The organism is Chamaesiphon sp. VAR_69_metabat_338, from assembly GCF_031423935.1.
Lineage (GTDB): Bacteria > Cyanobacteriota > Cyanobacteriia > Cyanobacteriales > Chamaesiphonaceae > Chamaesiphon.
The window spans coordinates 1-7,586 of the sequence record NZ_JANPGM010000286.1 but is presented as its reverse complement, the minus strand read 5'-3'; the positions used below and the strand labels follow the sequence as shown (position 1 = coordinate 7,586).

General features: G+C 47.1%; 9 protein-coding genes, 1 tRNA gene and 2 pseudogenes. 6 read left to right on the top strand and 6 right to left on the bottom strand.

Features of this window, described 5'->3' with window-relative positions:
- A pseudogene (locus RMO84_RS08435) lies at positions 1-472 on the bottom strand (Na+-transporting NADH:ubiquinone oxidoreductase, subunit NqrB); the annotation flags it as partial.
- Between the two features lie 189 nt (positions 473-661).
- On the opposite strand from RMO84_RS08435, the gene RMO84_RS08430 reads away from it, so the two are divergent.
- Together RMO84_RS08430 and RMO84_RS08425 are read left to right on the top strand one after the other, a co-directional pair.
- Positions 662-1,174, top strand: a complete 513-nt coding sequence (locus tag RMO84_RS08430; protein ID WP_310488019.1) for a DUF4112 domain-containing protein — start codon at positions 662-664, stop codon at positions 1,172-1,174.
- A gap of 196 nt (positions 1,175-1,370) precedes the next feature.
- On the top strand, positions 1,371-1,907 hold the full coding sequence (locus RMO84_RS08425) for a DUF2996 domain-containing protein (protein ID WP_310488018.1): 537 nt from the start codon (positions 1,371-1,373) through the stop codon (positions 1,905-1,907).
- Between the two features lie 237 nt (positions 1,908-2,144).
- On the opposite strand, the gene RMO84_RS08420 is transcribed toward RMO84_RS08425, so the two are convergent.
- The 5 genes from RMO84_RS08420 to RMO84_RS08400 all read right to left on the bottom strand — a co-directional run bounded on the left by RMO84_RS08420 (position 2,145) and on the right by RMO84_RS08400 (position 5,241).
- On the bottom strand, positions 2,145-3,092 hold the full coding sequence (locus tag RMO84_RS08420) for an asparaginase (protein WP_310488017.1): 948 nt from the start codon (positions 3,090-3,092) through the stop codon (positions 2,145-2,147).
- A 121-nt stretch (positions 3,093-3,213) separates the two neighbouring features.
- On the bottom strand, positions 3,214-3,720 hold the full coding sequence (locus tag RMO84_RS08415) for a CGLD27 family protein (protein WP_310488016.1): 507 nt from the start codon (positions 3,718-3,720) through the stop codon (positions 3,214-3,216).
- A gap of 59 nt (positions 3,721-3,779) precedes the next feature.
- Positions 3,780-4,232: a ribosome silencing factor gene (gene rsfS, locus RMO84_RS08410; RefSeq protein WP_310488015.1), complete on the bottom strand. Its 453-nt coding sequence runs from the start codon at positions 4,230-4,232 to the stop codon at positions 3,780-3,782.
- Between the two features lie 205 nt (positions 4,233-4,437).
- Positions 4,438-5,001, bottom strand: coding sequence for a bis(5'-nucleosyl)-tetraphosphatase (symmetrical) YqeK (gene yqeK, locus RMO84_RS08405; RefSeq protein WP_310488014.1), 564 nt, complete (start codon positions 4,999-5,001; stop codon positions 4,438-4,440).
- Positions 5,002-5,156: 155 nt separating this feature from the next.
- Positions 5,157-5,241 (bottom strand) — tRNA-Ser (locus tag RMO84_RS08400).
- A 184-nt stretch (positions 5,242-5,425) separates the two neighbouring features.
- Here RMO84_RS08400 and RMO84_RS08395 point away from each other — a divergent pair.
- The 4 genes and pseudogenes from RMO84_RS08395 to RMO84_RS08380 all read left to right on the top strand — a co-directional run.
- The gene (locus tag RMO84_RS08395) at positions 5,426-5,794 is read left to right on the top strand and encodes a 2Fe-2S iron-sulfur cluster-binding protein (RefSeq protein ID WP_310488013.1); all 369 of its coding nucleotides are present in this window, start codon (positions 5,426-5,428) and stop codon (positions 5,792-5,794) included.
- Positions 5,795-5,833: 39 nt separating this feature from the next.
- On the top strand, positions 5,834-6,391 hold the full coding sequence (locus RMO84_RS08390) for a thermonuclease family protein (protein WP_310488012.1): 558 nt from the start codon (positions 5,834-5,836) through the stop codon (positions 6,389-6,391).
- Between the two features lie 334 nt (positions 6,392-6,725).
- Positions 6,726-7,070, top strand: coding sequence for an NAD(P)H-quinone oxidoreductase subunit M (locus RMO84_RS08385; RefSeq protein WP_310488011.1), 345 nt, complete (start codon positions 6,726-6,728; stop codon positions 7,068-7,070).
- A gap of 154 nt (positions 7,071-7,224) precedes the next feature.
- Positions 7,225-7,586 (top strand): annotated as a pseudogene (locus RMO84_RS08380) (hypothetical protein); the annotation flags it as partial.

Sequence of the window (7,586 nt, the reverse complement as noted above, 5' to 3'; positions counted from 1 at the left end):
CAACGCTTGTATCCCATCTACCGACTCGCTGGAGTACGACTCCACCCAAACCGATAAATAATAGTAAATACAACCAATCATCGCCCCACTGTCCGGGCGAAACCCAAGCATCTGGAGTTAAGATTAGGGCACTAATAATTCCAAAATTAGCAGGGTTAAACCAATGTTTTCGATCGATCGAGAATACAAATTTACTGGCGATCGCTAATGTCCCCGCCAATACCATCGTACTCACGCGATCGGCACGTAATAATAAGGCTAAACCTAGACTAGTAATTAAGGCACTTTTGAGCGTACTTAAAACATCATCATCAGGTTTTAAAAATTTAGTTAAAACTAGCTGAGTGAGGCTGCAACTGACAATTAAACTTAGAATTAGTTCCGGTCTAATCGACCAATCCCTAGTCATCAGCCCTAAACTTAGAAAGGTACCTAAAAACACGATCTGATAATTGCGCGGATCGCTAAACATATTTTCGCTAGAGGCGAGGCTGCCATTCAAGATACAAGCTCTTGCGATCGAGTTCCCGATCGATGATAAATAACTTTAGAATTAACATCTCGATCGACTGAGATTTCCCAAGCTTCGATAATATATGATGGATCTCAATATTGGTTCATTCCAAATTCGACTGTCACGATCGATCGAGATTAACTAGCTATGGCTGACGCGCGACCAGTATCCACTCACTTATCTACCGAATTTCACCAGACTCATGCACCAAAATTAAAACGCATTCGCCAGTTAAGTCAATTACTAGACGGGGCAATTGTCATTCCAGGCACTAAGCAACGCATCGGTTTAGACCCGATTTTAGGTTTGATTCCTGGTGGTGGTGACACCGTAAGTGCTTTGCTATCCGGCTATATTATTATTGAAGCCGCACGGATGGGCTTACCCCGCAAAGCATTGATGCAAATGGTCGGTAATATCGTCCTCGATACCTTCGCTGGCACTGTACCCGTGCTGGGCGACGTCTTCGATGTCTTTTCTAAGGCGAATCTCCGCAACATGCAGATCGTAGAAAGTCACGTTCAAGCACCCCCGCCCAATAGTGCTAAGACCGATAAATTATTTATTGCGTTGCTAATTGTTGGCTTAATTATGTTTGCGTTGGCAGTAGGAGGAATCGCTGTATTAGTCTGGAGTTCGATCGCTAATTCGTTTAGGTAATTAGGTAATTAGGCTTTAGACTTTAGGCTTTGGGCTTTAGGCTTTTGGAAAATGGATAGATATTAAAAGCAAATCTAGTCCCCCGTCCCCTCTTCCCCCCGTCCCAATACCCTGACTAACGACAATCGATCGCCCTAGCAATGGTTGCGGTAAAATTGAAGTGCAAGTTCTCTGTAAGGCAGTCTAAGCGATCGATATGGTAGAAGAATCCGCAGAAAATGTAGTCCCCCCGACCAAAGGTGGCGGGAAAAAACCTAAATCAGCCGCTGCTGCGGCAGCCGAACCCGTTGCTACGAGCGAAGCAGGGAATTCACCTGCAACTGAGAGTAAGGTGCCACCCAAAAAGGAAAAGCCGCCTGCCGTTGAAGCTAAACCCTTTACGGAATTCATTCAGCAGGACTACCTCCCCGCCCTTACCCAAGCTTTAGCCGATAAAGGGGTCAGCGATCTGCAACTCAATTTAGAGCGGGCAAAAATCGCCATCAAGGGCTTTGAAACTGCCCCCGAGTGCAGCCAAGTCATCGGACGCTGGAACGGCGGCAACCGGCAATTTAATGTCTACTTTTTCGATGATAATATTCAAGGTCAACGGGCGATCTCCTGCGTCGATCTCGGACATCGGGCGAGTACGCTTGAAGCCTTTGTCATCGACGAACGCAAAGTCACCCTCGATCTCCTCGTTGCTGGTGTGGTGCTGCGGCTTAATAGTCAAAAGTGGTTGACCAGAAATTAGCGATCTCTTTCTAGCAAAAGTCTTCCAGACGGAATAGGCAGAAACTTGTCTGACGATCGATCGACGATTGAAATGGTTGCTTGTGATTAACAAGTCCGCCTACGCGGACTTGTTAATCAGTCCGCGTAGCGATGCGCGCTCCTCGGGTTCCCCGACGGTTTAGCGCATCAAGACAGGCGGACTTTGTATTATTAGCCCCGATTTTAATCGGCGGCGGTACTAGCACAGAGATCGCCATTACACCATCGCGAGTTCGCCCGTTACTTCCAGCCGCGTGAAAGTACCGATCGATACAAATTGGTCGGTCAGAATCTCGCAGACGGCGGGGGTAATCCACCCCATTTGGTGCAAAAGATGAATCGCAGCGGCATATTTAGCCCGTTTCGAGCCGTCATTAGCCTTAATCGTCAAACCCATCCCTTCGCCCACTCGCCCGATACACTGTACGCCTTCAGCTCCAGCTTTGCTTACCAGCTCGCCTTGAGTGAGCTGCATTAATTGAGTGTCAAATCTCCCCGTCCCAGCAATCAGTTCGGGATGATGAGTCATGGCACGGACGATCCGTTCTAAATCCAAACTATCTCCAGAAGCCAGATAAGCGTAGAGAGTCGCCATTTGTGAAATCGGCATCAAATATACCGGCGCACCGCAGTCATCGTGGACGCCAATAAACTCATCTGGTGGCATTTTGAGAATTTCGGCAAACTTGCTCAAAATCAGTCTTTGCAGCGGATGAGTGCGCTCTAGATAGTTAGCTAGCGGCCAATTGTGAGCGCGACAAACAGCCAACATGCCAGCGTGTTTGCCAGAACAGTTATGCTCTAACGGGCTGGTTTTGTCGGCGGGGGTCGGACATTTGAGCGCGTTAGTATCGATATCAGCTCGCCAGAGAATATTAAAAACTTGACGCGTGTGAATGATTTCCGCAGCATGAGAGCTGCACATAATCGCCAAATCTCGATCGCTTAATTGATAACGTTCCAAAATCCCGTTACTCGTAACCGCGATCGCTTGAAAAGGCTTGAGAGCCGATCGAATAAAAGTCGGATGTTCGGCGTCGCCAGCCACAGATAACACGCGCCCTCGGCTATCACAAACGACAGCTTGAACTTGATGAACGGATTCGATAATTCCTTCTCGTAATAAGCTGACGGTTAGTGCCGGTGATTTCGTACGTTGGGCCATTTTATAGAGTTGGGAGTTGGGAGTTGGGAGCTACGTAAAATTTGAGGGGAAAGTTAAAAGGCAACGCTGACATAAATATCGATATCGATTCCCGAATAGGATTTAGCCATTATTAACTTAATTACCAATTAAGAAATACTAACCAGTAGCTAACTATAAAGATCGTTGCGCCAATTAAGGCAAAAAAAGTATTTTTGATCCGCTGGAGAATCGGTTGAATTTCATAACTGACTAACAGGCGATCGCGAGTGAGGATTTCTGGTGTTTTGATCCAAGTTTGACCATCATACCAGCCCGACTCCTCATAAAAAATCGATTCTCCATACAAGCGATTTTTGACATAAATCCAACCGAGGTAAAGTCTAATCGCCGCTAAAGCAATAAATATTAGGCTTCCCCCGATCGCCAAAATTCCAAATTGCAGTGGATACTTGGCGACAGGGAAACTAGCAGCAGCTAGCGGAGCCGTAATAATTAGACTCCAAGCTCCCACCCACAGTAGTTTGGTAATATATTTGCTGGGTTCTAATTTCACCCAACCAAAAAACCAAGAACTTTGGAGTTCTTGATATTCATTGATTGGCTGTTGTTCTTTGGGAACCGGACAAAAAGAACTAGAATTACTCATCAGTTGACAATTGAAATTAGACGTTCTAACTACTTGGCAGTGCTTGCTCCCAATGCGCTCTAAACTTGGTCGGGATCGGGATCGTAAACATTAGGGTTAGACTCATGGCTTTTAGCCTCTATCTGTGGTAGCTCCACATTCGTCCCATGACCCCAAAAAGCTTCGAGATTATAGAATTCTCGCTGTTCGGGCATCATAATATGGACGATTAGATCGCCATAGTCAAGTAAGATCCAACCACCACGATCTTGACCTTCGGTGCGCAATGGCAGTCGGTTAAATTGTTCCTCAATTTTATCGGCGATCGAACCAGAAATCGCCCGGAGTTGCACCTTGGAAAAACCAGAGACGATGAGTAAATAATCAGCCAGTGTAGACACTTCAGCAATATTAATTAACACCATATCGCCTGCTTTGCGATCGTCAGCCGCATCAGCCGCCAAGAATGCTAATTGCTCGATCGTGTGGTCGAAATCTTGTTTTGTATTTGTCAAAGTTGCGGTTTCAGTCATTCAATTAGGTATTAGGTGTTAGGTGTTAGATGTTAGGTATTAGATATTAGTTGTTGGATATTAGGGATAAACCTAAAGCCTGTCTTGAAAAGGTGCTTCACTTGCGGCGTTTTTATTCGGGGGTTCCCCCCGAATAAGAAAACGACAAGACAGGGGAAACCCCAAGAACGCACTTTTCGCTAAAGCCTAATACCTAAAGCCTAAATCAGCTCATCGTCATCGCCCAATTGCGAGTCAGAATCGCGCGGGGATGGATGAGACAACGGCTAGATAGGAGATATTTGAGCGAATAGTCACAGGTATGCCAGACAGCTTGATGCAAATCTCGATAACTGAGTTCGCGTAGGGCTTGCAATTCTGGCGTATCGCCGCGTCCTGCTTCGAGCGAATCGGCTAAGAAGATGATACAACTCATCAGACTCATTCCTGGCCTACCGAGAGTATGATCGGCGATCGCATGGAGAATTTCCGGATTTGTAACTCCAAACTCGTCTCTGGCAACAATTGCGCTCACATCAGCATGTAATAGGTGTGGTGCGGCTATATCCACTTCATCGATCGATAGTCCTTCGGTGCGGGCGAGTTCTAGTAAGCGTTGGGGTTTAAAATATTTGGCCAAATCGTGCATCAACCCAGCTTGGGCAGCGGTGTCGGGATCGAGTTGGTAGTGCTTGGCAAGTTCGATCGCCATTTGTTCCACTCCCAGTATATGCTGGATTCGTTTGGGAGGGACGTTTTCATGCAACCAGGCGAGAATCTTTGCGCGCACGTTCGATATTTGGCGAGAGTATTACTATCTCTATTCTAGCCGGATTATCTCAGTCGCGCGATCGATTTAATAATTTTAACGGCAAGCTAGATCGCCCAGACCATCGCCAACAAAAAGCTCCAGACCCATTGAGCCTGAAGCTTCTTGACTAGTTACGGAGAAGGTGGGATTCGAACCCACGGTAAGTTGCCCTACACAGCATTTCCAGTGCTGCGCCTTCGACCACTCGGCCACTTCTCCAACACTATGTGCGGATTTTGACGCTTGACTAGCATACCCTAGACTTTTAGTAACTGTCAACTGATAATGAAGAGTGAATGGGATCGATCGAACCGAACATTAATCTGCTTGCCAATTTTGGCGATTACCTACGGTAGGCTGCGCCAACGCGCCCAACCGCCACATCAGCTATGAGCTAGGCATCATGACTCGCAATTATCACGTCAAAATCTATAATCGCCAAACTCAGAGTTACCACGAAGTCACTGTGCCTAGCGATCGCTACATCCTCCACAGTGCCGAAGCGTGCGGCGTCGAGCTGCCATTCTCCTGCCGGAATGGGGCATGTACGGCTTGTGCAGTTCGCGTCAAATCGGGCGATTTGATTCAACCAGAGGCGATGGGATTGTCACCGCAGTTGCAGAGTCAAGGTTACGCGCTACTATGTGTCAGCTATGCGCGATCGGATCTGGAAGTCGAAACTCAAGATGAGGATGAAGTCTACGAGCTGCAGTTCGGACGATACTTTGGTAAAGGCAAAACTACGTATGGATTGCCGCTCGATGAAGGTTAGACTCGATCGCAGCAGTATGGCGCAGGGAGTGTGTGTAACATGATAAATTATCGCTGGCGTCGGCTCTTGGTAAGGACATCGGGATTATTTTTACTCACTAGTTGCCAAGCGTCGCCTCCCAAATATCAAACTATCCAGATTAGTCGCGTCATCAGCGGACAATCGGTAGAATGGATCGATAAATCTCAACAGCCACCAGTCTTGCGTCAGGGCAGATTGATGGGTATCGATGCGCCAGATCTCGCACAAGATCCCTGGGGTAAGCAAGCCAAACAACGATTGGAAGAATTAATTGGTTTGCCCAAGCTAAGCACTGTCAGCATTGAATTTGAGGGGGAACCCGATAAATACGGACGCCAGTTTGTCTATTTGTGGAAAGACGATAGCTTGCTCAACGAACAATTACTCAAAGATGGTTATGCCTTGGCAAGTATGCGCAATGATAGTGCTAGTAGCACTAGCATTGCCGGTAGCAATAAATACCGCGAACGCTTGCTGCGCGGTAGTCAATACGCCCGACTGATGGGCGAAGGCATCTGGAATCCCCAACAACCGATGCGGATGAGTCCGTCTGAGTTTCGGAAGGAGGAACGGTGAATTAATCGATCGTTGATAATTGATAGTTGAGTTTTGGGTTTGAGATCCTTGAGTGGCGATCCCGATCTAAAATAGAGATACACAGCACCGATCCTCACTTGTATCCATCAGCGACCGTCTATAACTCTCACTGATAGTGGGCTGAGAATCGAGATGGTGGGCAGCAGCTCCCGCACGCCTTTGTTCCCCGACGGTATAGGGAGACAGCGACGCGCGCTCTGGAGGTTTCCTCACTGGGCGGGTGACCCGACCAGACAGGTATAGCGCGTCAAGACAAGACACTGCCCACCCTAACAGCTATCAATTTTCAACTATCAATTATCAATTAAATTGAATGCTCCTAAAATCCACCACTCGTCATATCCACATCTTCACTGCGGAAATTAAAAATAACGAAATAATTCCTAGCGAACAAGCGTTGACTCTAGATGTCGATCCTGACAACGAACTCGTCTGGAGTGAAGATGCACTGCGTAAGGTTTATGGGCAATTTGATGACTTAGTAGAATCTTGCAGTGGTGCCGATTTAACCGAGTATAATTTGCGGCGGATCGGCTCGGATTTGGAACATTTTGTGAGATCGCTGCTCCAAGCGGGCGAGATCGGTTATAATCTCGACAGTAGAGTGTTGAATTACAGCATGGGTTTACCCCAAGTAGTCAGTAAAACAACCGATTAATCAGTTGCTTAATGTACTATTGCTTTTTGAACACCTCTATATCTCGTTTACTCAACTTTATATCTCCTATTCCCTCTTCTACAATCGTGTAAGTAAGTAGTCGGGGGTAGTTTTTTTAGGTATTGACGATCGCGATCGTTGAGATGGGCTGAAGATGCCGGAAAATTTTGCGATATTTAATTCACCGGATCTAGGTGAGATTGGCGAATGGATGTACGATCGATTTTGCCAATGGTTACAGGCGGGATGTCTCGTCGGCAATGAAGGTGCCGGCGTTATCGATCGAGCCGAGCGATTAGTCGGTGAATTTATCCAGACGCGACCCCATTTTATCTCGATCGCGACTACAGATCCGCACGATTTTATTGCCAAATTGATGGCAGGAACGCGATTGGGAATTCCCATGTTTTTGGGCAATCCGCGCTGGGGGACGCTGGAATGGGCGGAAGTTACGAGGTTGACGGCGCAGGTGCAGCCACAGCATCAGCACCTGATACTGATTCCGACTGGCGGCTC